The organism is Paracoccus versutus (assembly GCF_029909795.1).
GTDB lineage: Bacteria > Pseudomonadota > Alphaproteobacteria > Rhodobacterales > Rhodobacteraceae > Paracoccus > Paracoccus versutus.
Window position 1 is genome coordinate 2,148,692 of sequence record NZ_CP038196.1, and the last position, 19,308, is coordinate 2,167,999.

Below are 19,308 nucleotides of genomic sequence, written 5' to 3' on the forward strand. Positions count from 1 at the left end.
CATGACCGCGCTTGCCGCACCGGCCCGGATATGGCCGCTTGCCGACCGGCTGCCGCTGCTGGACGCCTGGCCCCAGGACGGCCGGGACTGGATGCTCGACCTGTCCGCGCTGCCGCGTTTCGGGTTGCGCGGGCCCGGCACGGCCGCGTGGCTGTCCGGCCGCGGCTGCCCGCTGCCCGACACCATCCACCGAACGGCCGAGGCCCCCGGCATGACCGTCGTCCGGCTGGGCGGCGACGAGGTCGTCCTGCTGGCCGATCCCCTCGCCGGACCAACGGGGCTGGCCGCGTTGCGGCAGGACTGGCAGCAGGCCGCCGGCCCCAAGGGCTTCGACGCCTGGCGCGAGGAGACCTGGTGCTGGCTGGCCCTGACCGGGCCGGGCCTGGCCGATGCCCTGCCGCTGCTGACCGCGGTCGATACCCGGCCGCATGTTTTCGGTCCCGGCGCCGTGGTCCAGACCCGCGCCCTGCACATGGATGCGGTGCTGGTCCGCAACGACCGCAACGGCCAGCCCGGCCTGGACATGCTGTTCGACGTGGCTTCGTCGGACTATGCGGCGGATTTCGTCGCCGACGTGCTGGCGGGATTCCAGATGGGCCGCCTGACGGGCTGATCGCCCGCCCCCCTTTGGCGAACATGAAGACGCCCGCCCGATCTGCCGGATCGGGCGGGCGTTGCGTTCTTGGGGCGCGACAGCACCTAGCCCAGGAGATCGCGGGTGCGCGCGTCTCGACGTGGCCTTGTTCGATTACGCGACGGATTTCGTCACCGATGTGCCGCCGGGTATTCGGGATGGGCCGCCTGGGGGGCTGATCGCCCGCCTTTGTCCGCACGCCTTGCCCTGCCGGCCGCGAAAATGCCCGCCCGATCCGCCGGATCGGGCAGGCGTTCGGATTCTAGCCGGCGCTACAGCACCTGGTCCAGGAAATCGCGGGTGCGCGCGTCCTTGGCCTGGGTAAAGAACTCGGCCGGGGGCCCGTGTTCCACGATCACGCCGCGGTCGGTGAAATAGATGTGGTCGGCGACCTCGCGCGCGAAGCCCATCTCATGCGTGACCAGGATGCAGGTCATGCCCTCGGCGGCCAGATCCTTGATGGTGACAAGGACTTCCTTGACCGTCTCGGGGTCCAGCGCTGCCGTCACCTCGTCGAACAGCATCACGTCGGGCCGCATCGCCAGCGAGCGGGCGATGGCGATGCGCTGCTGCTGGCCGCCCGAAAGCTCGCCCGGATAGTGGTTCTCCTTGCCCTCCAGCCGCACCTTCTTCAGCAGGGCGCGGGCGCGGGTCTCGACCTCGGCAGGCTTTTCCTTCAGCACCTTGACCGGCGCCATCATCACATTCTGCAGCGCGGTCTTGTGCGGGAACAGGTTGTATTGCTGAAAGACCATGCCGACCTTGCGCCGCAAGGCCAGCTTGTCCAGCCTGGGGTCGTGGACCTCTTGCCCCTCGACCTGGATCGAGCCGGCCTGGATGTCGTTCAGCGCATTGATGCAGCGGATCAGCGTCGACTTGCCCGATCCCGAGGGGCCGATGATGCAGATCACCTCGCCCTTCATCACGTCCATGCTGATGCCGCGAAGCACCTCGACCTGGCCATAGGATTTGTGGACGTCGCGCAGGCGGACGATGGGCTGGTCGGCGGTCCAGTTTGTCATGGGACACCCTTTCAGTTTTTGACCGCGAACCGACGTTCCAGCCGCAGGGTCAGGCGGGCGATCGGATAGCAGTATGCAAGGAACAGAAGCAGCGCGAAGCCGTAGAAGGGGATCAGGAGTTCGGGGCGGTTGCCCTCGGCCTCCATGGCCTGCCGGGTCAGGCTGATGATCTCGCCCACGCCCAGAAGCGAGCAGAGCGGCGTGGACATGGTCAGGATCGCGTACCAGTTCATCCAGGGCGGCAGCATCCGCTTGAAGCATTGCGGCAGGATGATCTGCCAGATGGTCTGGCGGCGGGTGAAGCCCAGCGACTCGGCCGCCTCCCATTGCGCGGTGGGCACGGACTGGACGGCGCCGCGGACCACCTCGGCGATGTTGGCCGATACCGGGATGGCCAGGCCGATTACCGTCTTGATCCAGCCGGGCAGGGGGATCGTCATGCCGAAGACCTTGATCTGGAACGGAAAGGCCAGCAGCACGATGAACAGCAGCACGAGCCAGGGCACGTTGCGGAAGAAGGTGACATAGACCCGCGCGACGGCGCGCAACAGCCGCGCGCGCGAGATCAGCGCCAGCCCGGCAAAGGCGCCGACCGCCGTCCCGATCGCCATGGCAAGGACCGAGATCAGCACGTTGAACAGGAAGCCCTGCGTGAACAGGAAGGGCATCCAGCGCAGCAGTTTTTCCAGCGGGGTTTCGATGGCGGCGGCGGCGCCGGCCTGCGCCAGGACCATGGCGGGAAACAGCGCCGCCAGCGCCACGATCCAGCCGGCCGGGATCGCGGCCAGCCAGCGCGTCGCGAAGAACGCGTCATAGGCCGGGCCGCGCGGGGCAAAGGGCAGCAGCACCGGCAGCGCGCCCTTGGCCATCGGGACGGGGGTTTTATACGCCATAGCCTGGAATCCTCAGCTTGCGTTCCCATTGGCCCATGCCCAGGGACAACAGCCCGACCAGCCCCAGGTAGCAGACCATCATCAGCAGCATGGTCGGGTTCTGGGCCGAGGGAAAATCGTTCCAGATGGAGACGGACTGGTAAAGCAGTTCGGGGACCGCGATGGCATAGGCCTGGTTGGTGGTCTTGACCAGGTTGATGAGATTGGCCGACAGCGCCGGCAGCGAGATCCGCAGGGTCAGCGGCAGCACCACGTTGGTATAGGCCTGAAGCCGCGTCATCCCCAGCGATTCCGCAGCCTCGCGGGTGGAATGGGGCACGGCCTCGATCCCGGCGCGGAAGATCTCGATGTTGAAGGCGCCGGCAAAGAAGGACAGCGCGATGATCGCCCAGCCGACGTTCGAGATGATCGGCACCTCGAGCCAGCCGTCGGGGCTGTAGCTGGGGGTGAACTGCCCCAGCGCGAAATAGAAGAACAGCAGCTGGATCAGCGGCGGCGTGTTGCGGAAGAACTGCACATAGCCCTGCACCGCGCTGCGCAGAAGGCGGCTTTTCGCCTCCTGCGCCCAGGCGCCGACGACGCCGATGACGACGGAAAACACCAGGCAGGCCAGGCTGAGCTTGATGGTCATCCACAGCCCGCCCAGAACCCGGTCCATCTGGACCGGATCGTAAAGCCAGATGAAGTTCCAGTGCGGAGAGGTGGCGGCCAGTTCCCGGAAGAAATCCTGCATGTCCGTCAGCATCGGCGCGCGGCCCCTACTGCGCCAGCGGATCGGCCATCCGCGCGTGCATGTCGGCCAGGAAGGGGCTGGCGGCGACGCCCCATTTCTTTTCCAGCTCGATCAGCGTGCCGTCGCGGTGCCAGGCGTATTGCAGGCCCGAGACGATCTGGCCAAGCGCGCAGCTTTCCTCGGACTTGGCGACGGCCAGGCCCCAGGGCGCGAAATCCTCGACCGGCAGCGAGATCTCGAAATCGTCCCAGCCGCCGGCGGCGTAATCGGCGCCGATGGTGGTGTCGTCATAGACGAAGGCCACGCATTTCTTGTCGCGCAGCGCCTGCTTGGCCTCGGCCGCGTTGCCGAAGGCGGCGATGGTGGCGCCGTATTCCTGTTCGATCTTCTGCAGGTAGAACGAGCCCTGCACGCCGCAGACCGGCTTGCCGCGCAATGCGTTCCAATCGGTCAGGCCCATCGCCTTGGGCGTCAGCGCCGCCGTGCCCGAGGCATAGTAGTTCGGCCCCTTGATCCCCACCATCGCCCGCCGGTCGGCGGTGTCGGTCATGGTGGCGATCATCAGGTCGATCTGGCCCTGCTGCAGGAACTGCATCCGGTTCGACGCGATCACCGGCACCAGCTCCAGCTTGACGCCCAGCGTGTCGGCGACCATCTGCGCCATGTCGATCTCCAGCCCGACGATGTTGCCGGCCGTGTCGCGATAGCCCCAGGGCTTGTAGTCGGCCTTGACCCCGGCGATCAGGGTGCCGCGATCCTGGATGCGCTTCAGCCCGGCATTGGTGCAGCTTTCGGCGGCGGCGGCCAGCGGCGCAAGCGCGACCGCGGACGCCAGAAGGGTGGCGAGGATGGTTTTCATCTATGGGACTCTCCTGTTGATTATGAGAGGACTAGCAAAGCCCTCCGACAGAGCGTGAGAGACGAAAACATTGCCCTGCTGCGGCAACATTATTTCCCCGGACAAAGGCGGGAAGGCCGCGCCATCATGCGCCGCGCCCCCTGCCGCAGTCGCGCGCCGCCGCGTGCTGGGCGGGCTTGCGGGCTGGGCGGCTGCCTGTGCCGCGCCCTCGGCCCTGCGCGCGGGGCCCGAAACCTGGACGATGGTCGGGATGGACGAGTTCGCGCCCTACAACTACCTGGACAGCGGCCGGTTCGTCGGCGCCGACATCGACATCCTGGGCGATGCCGCCCTGCGGCTGGGGATCGGGATGCGCTTCGTGCCCCTGCCCTGGCGCCGGGCGCTGCTGGCGCCGGGCATGGGCGAGGCGGACGGGCTGTTCCAGCTGGCGCCGACCCCCGAGCGGTTCCGCAACTGGCTGATGGTCGGGCCGTTGCGGACGACGCGGCTGGTCTTCGTCGTCATGGCGGATTCGCCCCTGCGCGACTTTGCCGGCCTGGGCGTGCTGGCCGGGTATTCGGTGGGCGTGGTCGACGGCTTTACCTATACCCCCGCCTTCGACGCCTCGACGCATTTCCTGCACGAAGGCTCGGTCGATGACGAGACCAGCCTGCGCAAGCTGCTGTTGCGCCGGGCCGACGTGGTGGTGGGCGGCGAGGCCAACCTGCGCCACGCCATGCGCAAGCTGGCGGTCGAGGATCGGGTCCGCGTCCTGCCCACCGCGCTGGACGTGCGCGGCCGCTATGTCGGCTTTCCCCGCAGCGATGCCGGGCGGGACAAGGCCGAGCGGCTGGGCGCCGTGCTGCGCCGGATGCATGCCGAGGGCCGGATCGCGGCGATCCTGCGCCACAGGCTGGGCGGGTGAGGCGCGGCATGGGCACGGGCAGCATCGCGCGCCGGATGGTGCTGGCCGGGGCGCTGGTCAGCATCGTCTCGGGCATCGGGCTGGGCGGGGCCAGCGCCGTCGCGGACCTGCGCCGCGGCATCGCGGTGGCGACGGGCAATGCCGAGCGGATCCTCTATTCCGCCGCGCCGCAGCTTGAGCGCGCCTATTGGGACGTGGACCTGACCACGGTCCAGGCCATCCTGGACCGGCTGGTCGATGCGCCGCTGATCCTGTCGCTGCGGATCGAGGATCTGCTGCTGTCGCCCGAGCAGCTGCGGGTGGCGCAGATCCCCCGCTTCCAGGTCCAGCGTCCCGCCGCCGCCCTGCCGGCCTGGCTGAAGGGCTGGATGCTGCCGCCCGAGCGCCTGACGCAGACCCGCTCGGTCGTCCTGCGGGCGCCCGACGGCGTGGCCGAGATCGCAAGGCTCGACGTCACCTTCTCGTTCGTGGGCTTTTACAACGACTTCACCCGGCAGGCGCTGCGCATCGTGCTGACCGCCGTCCTGCAGGCGCTGCTGCTGGCCGGGCTGCTGTTTTTGCTGGCAAGGCGCTACGTCATCTCGCCCCTGGGCGCGCTGAGCCGGGCGGCGCAGGGCCTGCGCGAGGGGCGGGGGTTCCGCCTGACCGGCCCGGCGGCCGGGCGGCTGCGTTCCCGCGACGACGAGATCGCGCGGCTGGCGCAGGATTTCACCCGCACGGTCGCGCAGATGGAACGCTATCGCGACCACCTGCGCGACGAGGTCGAGCAGCGCACCGCCGAGCTGGTGGTGGCGCGCAACGACGCGCTGGCGGCGTCGCGGGCGAAATCGGCCTTCCTGGCCAATATGAGCCATGAGCTGCGAACGCCCCTGAACGCGATCACCGGCCTGTCGGAACTGCTGCTGGCCGACCGGCTGCCCGCCGCCTCGCGCCGGCAGGTCGCCGACATGCAAGGCGCGGCAAGGCAGCTTCTGGGCAGCATCGACAGCGTGCTGGACCTGTCCAAGCTCGAAGGCGGGCACATGGTCTTCGAGCGCCGGCCCTTTGCGGTGGACGCGGTCTTCGACGAGGTGATCGCCCAGACCCGCGCGCTGATCGGGTCGCGCCCGCTGCGGCTCGAGGGCGACATCGCCGCCGACGTGCCGGCGACGATCCTGGGCGACCGGCAGAAGCTGACGCAGATCCTGCTGAACCTGACCAGCAATGCCGTCAAGTTCACCGCCCAGGGCCGGATCGCGCTGCGGGTCTTTCGCCGGGGCGATCGGCTGCGGCTCTCGGTCTTCGACAGCGGCAACGGCATCGCCGAACAGGACCAGGCCGCCATCTTCGATCCCTTCACCCAGGCCGATGCGACGATCTCGCGCGAGGTGTCGGGCACGGGCCTGGGCCTGGCCATCGCCCGGCAGATGGCCCAGGGCATGCAGGGTCGCCTGACGCTGCACAGCCGGCCGGGGGTGGGCAGCCTCTTCGTGCTGGAACTGCCGCTGGACCCCGGTCCGCCGGCCGCCGACCCGCCGCCGGTCCTGCCGCGCCCGCTGCTGGACATCCCCGACCCGGCCCTGCGCCGCCGTATCGGCCGGATGCTGGATCGCGCGCGGATGACGGGCACGCCGGACGGCGCCGTGCTGCGGCTTGCCGACGGCGGGCTGACCCTGGCCGGGGCGGCCCTGCCGCAGCCCCTGACCCATCGCGAGCTGCGCCTGGCCCCGGATCGCCCGCCCGCCGGTCCCGCCCCCTCGCCGGCGTTGCGGGCAAGGCGCGTCCTGGTGGTCGAGGATCGCAAGATCAACCGCGACGTGATGGAGGAGCTGTTGCGGCGCTCTGGCGTCAGGGTCGCCTCGGCGCCGGGCGGGCGTGTGGCGCTGGCGGCGCTGGACCATCCGCTGCCCGATGCGATCATCACCGACCTGCACATGCCGGAAATGGACGGCATCGCCCTGATGGGCGCATTGCGGGCGCGGGGGCTGGCGATCCCGGTCATCGCCTCGAGCGCCGACGTGTCCACCCAGACGCGGCTGGCCTGCCGCGATGCCGGTTTCGCGGCCTTCCTGCCCAAGCCCGTGACCGGCGCCGCCCTGGCCGGGACGCTGGCCTCGGTGCTCGAGGATGCCCTGCCGGTGCTGGATTATGCCGCGCTGGACCGCAACACCGGCGGCGACCGGCAGCTTGCGGCGCGATGGCGGGCGCGGATCCCCGAGGAGATCGAGGAATGGCGCGGCCTGCTGGCGGGCGGGATGCCGCTGGCCGAGGCGCTGCATGCGATCAGGGGCGCGGCGCTGCAACTGGGCGCGGCCGAGGTCTGCCATGCGGTGCAGGAAGACCCGGTGGACATGGACCGCATCGCCGCGGCCCTGGACCGGCTGGACGAGGCCGCGACCCGGCCCGAGGAGACGCGCGAGCCGTCGCCCGGTTAGCCGCGCCCCGATCAGCCCTGGAAATCGGCCAGGCTGCGGCGGATGCCGGCCAGCAGCGCCTCGGCCCGCTCCAGCCGGTCGGCGCGGCGCTGGAGCAGGTTTTCCAGCGCCATGTTCGACCGGCGCAGGTCCAGCTGCACCCGGATCCGCGCCAGCAGCACCGCCGGGGCAAAGGGCCGGGCGACATAGTCGCAGGCGCCGACCGAAAAGCCCTCGGTCTCGTCCTCGGGCGCGTCCAGGCTGGTCAGGAACATCACCGGCACCTTGGCCAGGCGCGGCATCGCCTTGAGCCGGCGGCACAGCGCATAGCCGTCCATTCCCGACATCCGCACGTCCAGCATGATCAGGTCGGCCTCGCCGCCCGCCAGCAGCCAGTCCAGCGCGTCCTCGGCGCGGGTATGGGCGACGACCTGGTAGCGGCCGTGCAGCACGTCGTGCAGCCTGCGGATATTGGCCGGCATGTCGTCCACGATCAGGATGCGCTCCTGGTCGGATTCCATCGGCAGCTCGGGTGGTTCCTCGTCGTTTTCGTCGCCGCGGATCGCGACCGAGGCCAGGGCGATGTTTTCCAGGTTGCCCGACACGGTTTCGAAATAGCGCGCGCCCCAGTCGCGCAGCACGGTGCTGTTGGCGCTGCGCTCGAAAAGCGACAGGCCCAGATGGGCCTCGAGCGCGCGGATCTGGCGGCTGACCGCCTCGCGCGTGACGTTCAGTTCGCGCGCCGCGTCGGAAAAGCTGCCCAGCCGGGCGGCCGCCTCGAAGGCGACGAGGCTGGTCAGCGGCGGCAGGTTTCGCTTGAGGTTTTCCATGGCGTTGCAGATTGCGCGGGCGCGGGCGGCGGCGCAAGGCCCCCGCCCACCGTCCCGTCCCGCCTGCGCCGCGCGGGGGGCGTGCCGAAATGCCGGGCAAAGCAGCGCGAGAAATGCTGCACGGTGGCAAAGCCGGTCAGCTGGGCGATCTCGGCCAGCGGCAGGGCGGAATGGCGCAGCAGCTCGTCGGCCTTTTCCAGCCGCAGGTTGCGATAGAAATCCGAGATGCTCATGCCGAAATGATCGGCAAAGCGGCGCTGCAGCTGCCGGGTGCTGCAACCGGACAGGCCGGCCAGCTGCGCCGCGGACAGCGGATCGGCGATATGCGTCGTCATCAGCCGCACCGCCGCCTCGAGCCGGGGGTGGTGCAGGTTGTAGCGCCGGGCGGGATCAAGCTGCTGCGGCTCGGAGGCGGTGCGCATCCGGGAATGGATGAACCAGTCGCTGACCTCATGCGCGAATGCGGCGCCGTGCTGGCTGGCGATCATCGCGCACATCATGTCGAAGGCGGCGACGCCGCCGGCGCAGGTGTAGCGGTCGCGGTCGATGACATAAAGCGCGCGCTCGATCAGCAGGCCGGGCGCGAGTTCCTGCAATTCCTCGATATGCAGCCAATGGACGGTGAAGCGCCGCCCCTCCATCAGCCCATGCCGCGCCAGCACCGCCGCGCCGCCGGAAATCCCGCCCAGCCGGACCCCGCGGCGGTCAAGGTTGCGCAGGCCGTGGATCAGCGCCGGATCGTCATGCAGCATCGGGTTGCCGCCGGCGACGACGAACAGCAGGTCCAGGTCGGCCGCCGCCTCGCGCAGGGCGGCGCAGTTGAAGCCGCCGCCGACCGATGAGGCGACGAACCCGCTTTCGGCGGCAAGGAAATCCAGCCGGTAGAGCGGGCGTGGACCCAGCTGGTTGGCCGCCCGCAGCGGCTCGATCGCCGAGGCCAGCGACATCATCGCATAGCCGGGCAAGAGCAGGAAACCGATGGAGGCGGGCGGGGTCATGCGCCGCCGCATAGCAGCCCTGGCGCATATGGGCAAGAACATGGCCGCCTTGGATAAAGACTGGCGGCGGGAAAGCCGTAATCTGGCGGCGAAACGTCAATACGGGGTCGAAGGTGCGCTTTTCAGCACTCAGGGTATTTGCCGAGGCGATCAGGGGTCACAAGGGCTGGAAGCCCCTGTGGCGCAATCCCGATCCGCAGCCGGCCTATGACTATGTCATCGTCGGCGGCGGCGGGCATGGGCTGGCGACGGCCTATTACCTGGCCAACACCTTCCGGCAGTCGCGCATCGCGGTGCTGGAAAAAGGCTGGCTGGGGTCGGGCAATATCGGCCGCAACACCACCATCATCCGCTCGAACTACCTGCTGCCGGGCAACGAGCCCTTCTACGAGTTCTCGATGACGCTGTGGGAGGGGCTGGAGCAGGCGTTCAACTTCAACGCCATGGTCAGCCAGCGCGGCATCCTGAACCTGTTCCACAGCGACGGCCAGCGCGACGCCTATCGCCGGCGCGGCAATGCCATGCTGCTGGCGGGGGCGGATGCGGAATTGCTGGACCGCGAGCAGGTGCGGGCGATGGCGCCCTTCCTGAATTTCGACAACGCCCGCTTTCCCATCAAGGGCGGGCTGCTGCAGCGCCGGGCCGGCACCGCGCGCCACGACGGGGTGGCCTGGGGCTATGCCCGCGGCGCCGACATGGCCGGGGTCGACCTGATCCAGAACTGCGAAGTCACCGGCTTTCGCATCGAAGGCGGCCGCATCCGCGGGGTCGAGACCTCGCGCGGCCCTATTGCCGCGGGCAAGGTGGGGGTGGCGGTGGCGGGCTCGTCCAGCCGGGTGATGGCGGCGGCGGGGCTGCGCCTGCCCATCGAAAGCCATGTCCTGCAGGCTTTCGTGTCCGAGGGGCTCAAGCCCACCATTCCGGGGGTCATCACCTTCGGCGCCGGGCATTTCTACGTCAGCCAGTCCGACAAGGGCGGGCTGGTCTTTGGTGGCGATCCCGACGGCTACAACTCCTATGCGCAGCGCGGCAACCTGCCGGTGGTCGAGGACGTCGCCGAAAGCGGCATGGCGCTGATGCCGATGATCGGGCGGGCGCGGCTGCTGCGGATCTGGGGCGGGATCATGGACATGTCGATGGACGGTAGCCCGATCATCGACCGCACCCCCGTCGAGGGGCTCTATCTGAATGCGGGCTGGTGCTATGGCGGCTTCAAGGCGACGCCGGCCAGCGGCTATGCCTTTGCGCATCTCATGGCCACCGACACCCCGCACGACACCGCCCGCTTCTATCGGCTGGACCGTTTCGCGCGCGGCCATGTCATCGACGAAAAGGGCGTGGGCCCCACGCCGAACCTGCACTGAGGTCATGTGATGCTGATCCCCCATCCCCTGCTTGGCCCCCGCGACGCGCAGGAGTTCACCTATCTGGGCGATGCCCGCCTGATCGCGCGGCCCGATGGCATGGCCGAGGGCGCCGAGGCGGCCTTTGCCGAATACATCTATCTGCGCGACAACCCGGCCGGGGTGCATCGCGAGCTGTGGTTCCACGAACAGGGCGACCGCTCGTGGCTGATCGTGACCCGCGATACGGTGACGCATCGCATCCTGGGCGCCGAACTGGCCCGCGACGTCAAGCTGAAAGGCGGTGCGGCATGACCCGGCTGTCCGGTGGGCTGGTCGACCGCTCGCGCAGCCTGAGCTTTACCTTCGACGGGCGCCGCTATTCCGGCCATCCCGGCGATACGCTGGCCTCGGCGCTCTTGGCCAACGGGGTGCGGCTGATGGGGCGCAGCTTCAAGTATCACCGCCCGCGCGGCCCCATCTCGGCCGGGTCCGAGGAACCGAACGCGCTGGTCGAGCTGCGCGACGGCGCCCGGCAAGAGCCCAATACCCGCGCCACCGTGGCCGAGCTTTACGACGGGCTTCGGGCGCGCAGCCAGAACCGCGTCGGCTCGTTGCGTTTCGACCTGATGGCGGTGAACGACCGGCTGTCGCCCTTTTTCGCGGCGGGCTTCTATTACAAGACCTTCATGTGGCCGCGCGCCTTCTGGGAAAAGCTCTACGAGCCCGCGATCCGCCGGGCGGCGGGGCTGGGCCGGCTGTCGATGCAGCCCGACCCCGACGAATACGACAAGGGCTTCCTGCATTGCGACCTGCTGGTGATCGGCGCCGGGGCCGCGGGATTGGCGGCGGCGCTGACCGCGGCGCGCGCGGGGGTCCGGGTCATCCTGGCGGACGAGGATTTCCGCCTGGGCGGCCGGCTTCTGGCCGAGACGCATCCGCTGGACGGCGCGCCCGCCCCCGAATGGGTGGCCGGGGTCGAGGCGGAGCTGGCCAGCCTGCCGAACCTGCGCATCATGCGCCGCACCACCGTCTTCGGGGCATTCGACCACGGCGTCCACGGCGCGGTCGAAAGGCTGGCCGACCACCTGCCGCAACCGCAGGGCGGGCCGCGCCAGGTGCTTTGGCGCATCACCGCCAGGCGGACGATCCTGGCGGCGGGCGCGACCGAGCGCCATATCCCCTTTGCCAACAACGACCGCCCCGGCATCATGCTGGCGGGTGCGATGCGGGCCTATGCCAACCGCTGGGCGGTCAGCCCGGCCGGGCGGGTGGCCGTCTTTACCAACAACGACGACGGCCATCGCACCGCGCTCGACCTGGCGGCCAAGGGGGTCGGCATCGCCGGCGTCATCGACAGCCGCGCGGATGCGGTGGCGATGGGGGATTATCCGCTGTTCGCCGGCGCTGTGGTTGGTGACACCAGGGGCCGGCTGGGCCTGACCCGGATCGAGGTCCGCCAGCATGGCCGCAGCCAATGGCTGGATTGCGGGGCGCTGGGCGTGACGGGCGGGTGGAACCCGAACCTGCACCTGGCCTCGCATCACCGCGGCCGGCCGGTCTGGAGCGACGCGCTGCACGCCTTTGTCCCCGGCAAGGACGGCCTGGCCGGCCTGATCGCGGCCGGCGCGGCCGAGGGCCGGGGCAGCACCGCGCAGGCCCTGCGCTCGGGCGCCGAGGCCGCGCGCCGCGCCCTGGCCGAGCTGGACATGGATGCCCCGCTGCCCGACCTGCCGCAGGCCGAGGACCAGGCGCAGAACCTGCGCCCGCTTTGGCATGTGCCGGGCAAGGGCCGGGCCTGGGTCGATTTCCAGAACGACGTGACGGTCAAGGACATCGCGCTTGCGCATCAGGAAAACATGCGCCCGGTCGAGCATCTGAAGCGCTGGACCACGCTGGGGATGGCGACCGACCAGGGCAAGACGGCGAATGTCACCGCGCTTGCGGTCATGTCGGAACTGACCGGCAAGCCGATCGCGCAGACCGGGACCACGATCTTCCGCCCGCCCTATACGCCGGTCTCGCTGTCGGTGCTGGGCGGCGGCGACAGCGGCGCGCATTTCCGCCCGCGCCGCCTGACGCCGACCCATGCCTGGGCGCAATCCCAGGGCGCGGTCTTCGTCGAGGTCGGGCCCTGGATGCGGGCGCAATACTTCCCCCGCGCGGGCGAGACGCATTGGCGCCAGACCGTGGACCGCGAGGTTCTGGCCACCCGCAAGGGCGTCGGCATCTGCGACGTGACCACGCTGGGCAAGGTGGACGTGCAGGGCGCGGACGCGGGCGCGTTCCTGGACCGGCTCTATTGCAACGCCATGGCCAGCCTCCGGGTCGGGATGACCCGCTATGGGCTGATGCTGCGCGAGGACGGCGTGGCCTGGGACGACGGCACCTGCGCCCGGCTGGCCGCGGACCATTACGTCGTGACCACCACCACCGCGCAGGCCGGCCCGGTCTATCGCCACATGGAGTTCGCCCGGCAATGCCTGTGGCCCGAGCTGGACGTGCAGCTGATCTCGACCACCGACGCCTGGGCGCAGCTTTCCGTCGCCGGCCCGAACGCGCGCCGGCTGCTGGAGCGGATCGTGGACGGGTTCGACCTGTCGAACGAGGCGTTTCCCTTCATGGCCTGCGCCGGGCTGACCGTCTGCGGCGGGCTTCGGGCGCGGCTTTTCCGCATCAGCTTCTCGGGCGAGCTGGCCTATGAGATCGCGGTGCCGGCGCGCTATGGCGATGCGCTGATGGCAAGGCTGGTCGAGGCGGGCGCCGACCTGGGCGCCACCCCCTATGGCACCGAGGCGCTGGGGGTGCTGCGCATCGAAAAGGGCCATGCCGCCGGCAACGAACTGAACGGCCAGACCAGCGCGCAGATGCTGGGCATGGGCCGGATGGTGTCGGCGAAAAAGGATGGCATCGGCGCGGTCATGTCGCGGCGCGAGGGGATGCTGGCCGAGACCCGCGTGCTGGTCGGCTTGCAGCCGGTCGATCCGGCGCAGCCGGTGGTCCCCGGCTCGCACCTGTTCCGCCAGGGCGAGGCGCAGGACACCTGGACCGATCAGGGCTGGATCAGCTCGGCCTGCCATTCGCCGCATCTGGGCCATGCCATCGGCCTGGGCTTTCTGGAAAACGGCGCTGCCCGCATGGGCGAGGTGATCGTCGCCGCCAACCCGTTGCAGGGGCAGAGCGTGCCTTTGCGCGTCGTTTCGCCCCATTTCATCGACCCCGAAGGAGGGCGCCTGCGTGACTGACCTGACCCCGATCACCGCGCTTGGCGCCGCCACGCCCGCCGACCAGCGTTTCGGCGCGCTGCGCATCACCGAGAATGCCGGCCTTGCCCTGGCGTCGCTGGCGCTGCGCCAGGGCGCCGCCCAGCCCGCGCCGCTGGGGCTGGCCCTGCCCGGACCGGGGCGATGGGCCGAGGGGCAGGGCATCGCCGCCTTCTGGACCGGCCCCGGCCAGTGGATGATCGAGGCCCCCGGCCGCGCCGCCGAAGATTTCGCGGCCGTGCTGGCCGCCGGGACGCCGGGCTGCTCGGTCACGGACCAGACCGACGGCTGGGCGGCGTTCGAGATCGTCTCGGACCGGGGCGAGGCGCCGATCCGGGCGCTGCTGGAAAGGCTGGCCAATATCGACCCCGACGGCTTCGGCCCCGGCAGCGCCACCCGGACCCTGGCGCATCACATGGGCGTCTTCCTGATCCGCCGCGCCCCCGACCGGCTGGCGGTGCTGGGGATGCGCAGCATGGCCGGGTCGCTGTGGCATGCGCTGGCCACCACCCTGCGGCGGCAGGGGGCGGCCGCGGCGCCGGACGACGGTTTTCCTATCGTCTGATTCTACAAAAGCCAGTTTTTACCATCGACCCAAAGGCAATAGGCTGCCCGCAACGTCAAACCCCCGCTGCGGGAAAGGGAAAACCACCATGTCGATCCAAAGCAAATTCAGCAAGTTGGGCACCGATAACGCCCCCGGACAAGAGGTCCGGCAAGGCCCGGCGGGCGCCGAGGGCTTCCTGCGGGGGGACAAGCTCTCGGGCCGCCCGGTCGATTTCTCGCATGGCGACGTGGATGCGCATGAGCCGACGCCCGGCGCCTTCGAGGCGTTTTCGGCCGGCGTCGCCCTGGGCGGGGCGCAGGCCTATACCGAATATCGCGGCGACCTGGGCATCCGCGAGGTGGTGGGCGCGCGGCTGGCCGGCTTTACCGGCGCGCCCGTCGATGCGCGGGACGGGCTGATCATCACCCCCGGCACGCAGGGCGCGCTGTTCCTGGCCGTGGCCGCGACGGTTTCGCGGGGCGACAAGGTCGCCATCGTCCAGCCCGACTACTTCGCCAACCGCAAGCTGGTCGAGTTCTTCGAGGGCGAGATGCTTCCCGTCCGGCTGGCCTATCGCGAGGCTGCGGCGGGGCAGGCGGGCCTGGACCTGGACGGCCTGGAGGCGGCATTCCGCGCCGGGGCAAGGCTGTTTCTGTTCTCGAACCCGAACAACCCCGCCGGCGTGGTCTATTCGCAGGACGAGATCGCCCGGATCGCGGCGCTGGCGGCGCAATACGGCGCGACCGTGATCGTGGACCAGCTGTATTCGCGGCTGCTCTACCCCTCGGCCTCCTATACGCATCTGCGGGCCATGGACATCGACGCGGAAAACGTCGTGACCATCATGGGCCCGTCCAAGACCGAATCGCTCAGCGGCTATCGGCTGGGGGTCGCCTTCGGCTCGACCCAGGTCATCGCCCGCATGGAAAAGCTGCAAGCCATCGTGTCCCTGCGCGCGGCAGGCTATTCGCAGGCGGTGCTGCGGACCTGGTTCGCCGAGCCCGAGGGCTGGATGGCCGAGCGCATCGCCCGCCACCAGGCGATCCGCGACGACCTGCTGGCGCTGTTCGGCGGCATCGAGGGGTGTTTCGTCCGCGCGCCGCAGGCCGGCAGCTACCTGTTTCCCAGCCTGCCCGCGCTGACCATTGGCCACGTGGATTTCGTCAAGGCGCTGCGGTTGCAGGCGGGCGTCATCGTCACCCCCGGCACCGAGTTCGGCCCGCATTCCGGCGACAGCATCCGGCTGAACTTCTCGCAGGACCATGCGGCGGCGACGGCCGCGGTCGAGCGCCTGGCGGCGCTGGTTGAACGGTATCGCGCATGAGCGCGGCTCCCGGACAGGGCAACCCGGTGCCGCAGGGCGATTACGTCGCGGCAACGCGGCACGGATCGCTGATCTTCACCGCCGGGATGACCCCGCGCGTGAACGGCCGGCTGATGTTCAGCGGCCCGGTCCGCAGGGACCAGCCGCTGGAAACCTGGCGCGAGGCGGTGGTGCTGGCCTGCAGCAACGCCCTGCGGGCCGCGCGTGCGACCCTGGCGCCGGGCGAGGATCTGGCGGCCGTCCTCAGCCTGACCGTCTATGTCGCCGCGGAAGCGGGGTTTGCCGCGCATTCCGCGCTTGCCGATTTCGCCTCGCAGTTCCTCAAGGAACAGCTGGGCGCAAGCGGCATCGGCAGCCGCTGCGCGGTGGGCGTGGCGACGCTGCCGGGGAATGCGCCGGTCGAAATCCAGATGGTGGCGGCGGTCTGATCTGCCGCGCCGCGCGTGTGGGCGCCGGGCTTTTGCCTTGGGGCGGGCTGCGGACATTGCAAGGAGAATGGCTTATGGGTGCAAGGATCATCGACGGGCGGGGCTTTGCGGCCGGGTTGCGGGCGCGTGTTGCCGAGGCTGTGGACCGGCTGCGGTCTGGGCACGGGTTGGTGCCCGGGCTTGCGGTTGTTCTGGTGGGCGAGGATCCTGCGAGCCAGGTCTATGTCAGGAACAAGGCGGTCCAGACGCGCGAGGCGGGGATGGCGAGCTTCGAGCACCGGCTTGCGGCCGAGACGCCGCAGGCGGCGCTGCTGGCGCTGGTCGCGCGGCTCAATGCCGACCCGGCCGTGCACGGCATCCTGGTGCAGCTGCCGCTGCCCGCGCATATGGACGCCGGGGCGGTGATCGCCGCCATCGACCCGCGAAAGGACGTGGACGGGTTCCATGCGCTGAACGTGGGGCTGCTGGGGACCGGGCAGAAGGCGCTGGTGCCCTGCACGCCCTCGGGCTGCCTGATGCTCTTGCGCGAGACGCTCGGGGATCTGTCGGGGCTGGAGGCGGTGGTGGTGGGGCGCAGCAACATCGTGGGCAAGCCGATGGCGCAGCTCTTGCTGGCCGAGAACTGCACGGTGACCATCGCCCACAGCCGCACCCGCGAGCTGGCGGCGGTCTGCCGGCGGGCCGACATCCTGGTGGCGGCGGTGGGCCGGGCGCGGATGATCCGGGGCGAGTGGATCAAGCCCGGCGCCACGGTGATCGACGTGGGCATCAACCGCATCGAGGAGGAGGGCCGGTCGCGGCTGGTCGGCGACGTGGACTTCGCGGGCGCGGCGCAGGTGGCGGGCGCGATCACCCCGGTGCCGGGGGGCGTGGGGCCGATGACCATCGCCTGCCTGCTGGCCAATACGCTGGTGGCCTGCTGCCGGGCGCATGGCCTGCCCGAGCCGGACCCGGGCCGGGCCGAAGGCGCGGCGGCCTGAGGGATGGCGCGGGACGGCGGGGGGCGCTGCCCCCCCGCTCCTGCGGCCCCTCGAGGGGGCCGCAGGAGCGTCCCCCCGGGATATTTGCACACGGAAGAAACCAGGGCGCTTGCCCTTTCAGTGGAGAGCCAGATGAAGAAATACACGCTGACGGTCGCCTGCCCCTCGACGCGCGGCATCGTCGCCACCGTGGCCGGCTTTCTGGCCGAGCATGGCTGCAACATCACCGACAGTTCGCAGTTCGACGATACCGAGACCGGGCGCTTCTTCATGCGGGTGAGCTTCGTCTCGGAGGAGGGCGTGGGGCTGGAGGCGCTGCGTGCGGGCCTGGCCGGCCCGGCCGAGCCCTTCGCCATGGACTACGCCATCCATGACGAGGCCGAGAAGATGAAGGTGGTGATCATGGTCAGCCGCTTCGGCCATTGCCTGAACGACCTTCTCTATCGCTGGCGCATCGGCGCGCTGCCGATCGAGATCGTGGCGGTGATCTCGAACCACATGGACTACCAGAAGGTGGTGGTGAACCACGACATCCCCTTCCACTGCATCAAGGTCACGCGCGAGAACAAGCCGCAGGCCGAGGCGCAGCTGATGGCGGTGGTCGAGGATTCGGGGGCCGAGCTGGTGGTGCTGGCGCGCTACATGCAGGTGCTGTCGGATGCATTGTGCAAGAAGATGTCGGGGCGGATCATCAACATCCACCATTCCTTCCTGCCGAGCTTCAAGGGCGCCAACCCCTACAAGCAGGCCTTCGAGCGCGGGGTGAAGCTGATCGGGGCGACCAGCCATTACGTGACCGCCGACCTCGACGAGGGCCCGATCATCGAGCAGGACACCGTCCGGGTCACCCATGCGCAATCGCCCGAGGACTACGTCAGCCTCGGCCGCGACGTCGAAAGCCAGGTCCTGGCCCGCGCCATCCACGCCCATATCCACCGCCGGGTGTTCCTCAACGGCAACAAGACCGTGGTCTTTCCCGCCTCGCCAGGAAGCTACGCATCCGAAAGAATGGGGTGAAACAGCGCCCCCCACCCCCAGCCCCCGCCCCGGTCTTCCGTGGACAAATATCCCCGCCGGAGGCAAGCAGCGGGGAAGGCACGGCAGGCGGCGCATTTGCGGCCTGGCCTCGAATTCGCTATGCCCGCCTGAGGAATTATGAGCCGGCGTCATGCGCGAACTTCCCCATCTCGTCTATCTCCAGGCCTTCGAGGCGGCGGCGCGGCATCTGAGCTTTACCCGCGCCGCGGACGAGCTGAACTGCACGCAGGCGGCCATCAGCCAGCGGGTGCGGGCGCTCGAGCAGTATTTCGGCCGCCCGCTGTTTCGGCGCCAGGCGAGCGGCCTGGAACTCAGCTCTGCCGGAAAGGCCTATCTGCCCGGCATCACCCAGGCCCTCGACATGGCCGAGGCGGCGACCAGGGGGCTGACGGGGCGCCGCGAACGGCAGGGCATCACCGTCTCGGCGCCGATCTCGTTTCTGAACCTGTGGATGGCGCCGCGGCTTGGCGAATTCCTGGCCGGCCATCCCGGCATCGCCGTGCAGCTGAACAGCTCGATCTGGACCGATCCGAACATCGACCTGGCGGATGTCAGCTTCGCCTTTGAAAAGCCGGAGCTGATCGCGCCCGAGGCGATCGTCCTGTGCAGCGAGCGGCTGGTCCTGGTCGGCGCCGGCCGGCATGCCGAATCCGCGGCGCGCAGCACCCCCTTGCAGGAGATCCCCCAGATCGAGATCCAGGGGAAATACTCGCTCTGGGACATATGGTCGGATGGGATGGGCCTGCGCCGGACACCCGGCCTGCCGCTGCTGCGGGTCGATACCGCCGTCTCGGCGCTGGAACTGGCCGCGGCCGGGGCGGGGCTGACGGTGCTTTATTCGACCTATGCCGAAAGGCTGCTGGCCGGCGGCAGCATCACCGCGCCGCTGGGGCCGGGCGTCGCCGTGCCGCATGTGCTGGCGATGAGCCGCAACCCGAAGCGCAAGGAAACCGGCGCGGTCCGCAGCTTCATGGAATGGGTGTCGGGCCATTTCTCCGGCGATCCTGCGGCCCGCTAGCCCGCCCGGTCCTTGCGCCGGCATTCGGGGTTTTTCGCATCACGCATGGCTGTTTTCCGCGCGCTCTGCCCGGCGCGTGGGCAGGGGCCGGCGCGCCCGGT

The 19,308-nt window shown here is 69.8% G+C and carries 18 protein-coding genes; 12 read left to right on the forward strand and 6 right to left on the reverse strand.

The features are described 5' to 3' along the window. Position 1 precedes the first annotated feature (1 nt). Entirely contained in the window at positions 2-613 is a 612-nt protein-coding gene (locus E3U25_RS10625; protein ID WP_116220448.1) for a hypothetical protein, read from the forward strand. A 293-nt stretch (positions 614-906) separates the two neighbouring features. Here E3U25_RS10625 and E3U25_RS10630 read toward each other — a convergent pair whose 3' ends face one another. Genes E3U25_RS10630 through E3U25_RS10645 form a run of 4 tightly spaced genes read right to left on the reverse strand, consistent with a single transcriptional unit; the run spans position 907 to position 4,141 of the window. Beyond that, positions 907-1,656: an amino acid ABC transporter ATP-binding protein gene (locus E3U25_RS10630; RefSeq protein ID WP_116220447.1), complete on the reverse strand. Its 750-nt coding sequence runs from the start codon at positions 1,654-1,656 to the stop codon at positions 907-909. A gap of 11 nt (positions 1,657-1,667) precedes the next feature. Then, positions 1,668-2,549, reverse strand: coding sequence for an amino acid ABC transporter permease (locus E3U25_RS10635; protein ID WP_116220446.1), 882 nt, complete (start codon positions 2,547-2,549; stop codon positions 1,668-1,670). Then, positions 2,539-3,294: an amino acid ABC transporter permease gene (locus E3U25_RS10640; RefSeq protein ID WP_036759696.1), complete on the reverse strand. Its 756-nt coding sequence runs from the start codon at positions 3,292-3,294 to the stop codon at positions 2,539-2,541. Before E3U25_RS10640 ends, E3U25_RS10635 begins: the two co-directional genes overlap by 11 nt. Positions 3,295-3,307: 13 nt before the next feature. Further along, entirely contained in the window at positions 3,308-4,141 is an 834-nt protein-coding gene (locus tag E3U25_RS10645) for a transporter substrate-binding domain-containing protein (RefSeq protein WP_036759698.1), read from the reverse strand. A gap of 250 nt (positions 4,142-4,391) precedes the next feature. On the opposite strand from E3U25_RS10645, the gene E3U25_RS10650 reads away from it, so the two are divergent. After that, positions 4,392-5,045: a substrate-binding periplasmic protein gene (locus E3U25_RS10650; RefSeq protein ID WP_166435371.1), complete on the forward strand. Its 654-nt coding sequence runs from the start codon at positions 4,392-4,394 to the stop codon at positions 5,043-5,045. An 8-nt stretch (positions 5,046-5,053) separates the two neighbouring features. Then, entirely contained in the window at positions 5,054-7,459 is a 2,406-nt protein-coding gene (locus E3U25_RS10655) for an ATP-binding protein (protein ID WP_116220444.1), read from the forward strand. Positions 7,460-7,470: 11 nt separating this feature from the next. Here the strand turns inward: E3U25_RS10655 and E3U25_RS10660 are convergent, their stop codons facing one another. Further along, complete coding sequence (locus E3U25_RS10660; RefSeq protein ID WP_052096227.1) at positions 7,471-8,268, reverse strand: response regulator; 798 nt, start codon at positions 8,266-8,268, stop codon at positions 7,471-7,473. After that, positions 8,235-9,266, reverse strand: coding sequence for a GlxA family transcriptional regulator (locus E3U25_RS10665; protein WP_243700313.1), 1,032 nt, complete (start codon positions 9,264-9,266; stop codon positions 8,235-8,237). The genes E3U25_RS10660 and E3U25_RS10665 overlap by 34 nt, the downstream gene beginning before the upstream one ends. A gap of 113 nt (positions 9,267-9,379) precedes the next feature. On the opposite strand from E3U25_RS10665, the gene E3U25_RS10670 reads away from it, so the two are divergent. The 9 genes from E3U25_RS10670 to E3U25_RS10710 all read left to right on the forward strand — a co-directional run bounded on the left by E3U25_RS10670 (position 9,380) and on the right by E3U25_RS10710 (position 19,207). Then, positions 9,380-10,630 (forward strand): sarcosine oxidase subunit beta family protein, encoded by a 1,251-nt coding sequence (locus E3U25_RS10670; protein ID WP_116220443.1) that lies wholly within the window; start codon positions 9,380-9,382, stop codon positions 10,628-10,630. A 9-nt stretch (positions 10,631-10,639) separates the two neighbouring features. Continuing rightward, the gene (locus tag E3U25_RS10675; RefSeq protein WP_116220442.1) at positions 10,640-10,924 is read left to right on the forward strand and encodes a sarcosine oxidase subunit delta; all 285 of its coding nucleotides are present in this window, start codon (positions 10,640-10,642) and stop codon (positions 10,922-10,924) included. Further along, positions 10,921-13,854 carry a sarcosine oxidase subunit alpha family protein gene (locus E3U25_RS10680; protein WP_116220441.1) on the forward strand — a complete coding sequence of 978 codons (2,934 nt, stop codon included), beginning with the start codon at positions 10,921-10,923 and terminating at the stop codon, positions 13,852-13,854. Before E3U25_RS10675 ends, E3U25_RS10680 begins: the two co-directional genes overlap by 4 nt. Further along, complete coding sequence (locus E3U25_RS10685) at positions 13,847-14,437, forward strand: sarcosine oxidase subunit gamma (RefSeq protein WP_116220440.1); 591 nt, start codon at positions 13,847-13,849, stop codon at positions 14,435-14,437. Before E3U25_RS10680 ends, E3U25_RS10685 begins: the two co-directional genes overlap by 8 nt. An 88-nt stretch (positions 14,438-14,525) precedes the next feature. Further along, entirely contained in the window at positions 14,526-15,743 is a 1,218-nt protein-coding gene (locus E3U25_RS10690; protein WP_116220439.1) for a pyridoxal phosphate-dependent aminotransferase, read from the forward strand. Further along, positions 15,740-16,171: a RidA family protein gene (locus tag E3U25_RS10695; protein ID WP_116220438.1), complete on the forward strand. Its 432-nt coding sequence runs from the start codon at positions 15,740-15,742 to the stop codon at positions 16,169-16,171. The genes E3U25_RS10690 and E3U25_RS10695 overlap by 4 nt, the downstream gene beginning before the upstream one ends. A gap of 74 nt (positions 16,172-16,245) precedes the next feature. Further along, positions 16,246-17,151: a bifunctional methylenetetrahydrofolate dehydrogenase/methenyltetrahydrofolate cyclohydrolase FolD gene (gene folD, locus E3U25_RS10700; RefSeq protein ID WP_116220437.1), complete on the forward strand. Its 906-nt coding sequence runs from the start codon at positions 16,246-16,248 to the stop codon at positions 17,149-17,151. 132 nt (positions 17,152-17,283) lie between these two features. Next, positions 17,284-18,168: a formyltetrahydrofolate deformylase gene (gene purU / locus E3U25_RS10705; protein WP_116220436.1), complete on the forward strand. Its 885-nt coding sequence runs from the start codon at positions 17,284-17,286 to the stop codon at positions 18,166-18,168. A gap of 151 nt (positions 18,169-18,319) precedes the next feature. Then, positions 18,320-19,207, forward strand: coding sequence for a LysR family transcriptional regulator (locus E3U25_RS10710; protein WP_052096272.1), 888 nt, complete (start codon positions 18,320-18,322; stop codon positions 19,205-19,207). The last annotated feature ends 101 nt before the right edge of the window (positions 19,208-19,308 follow it).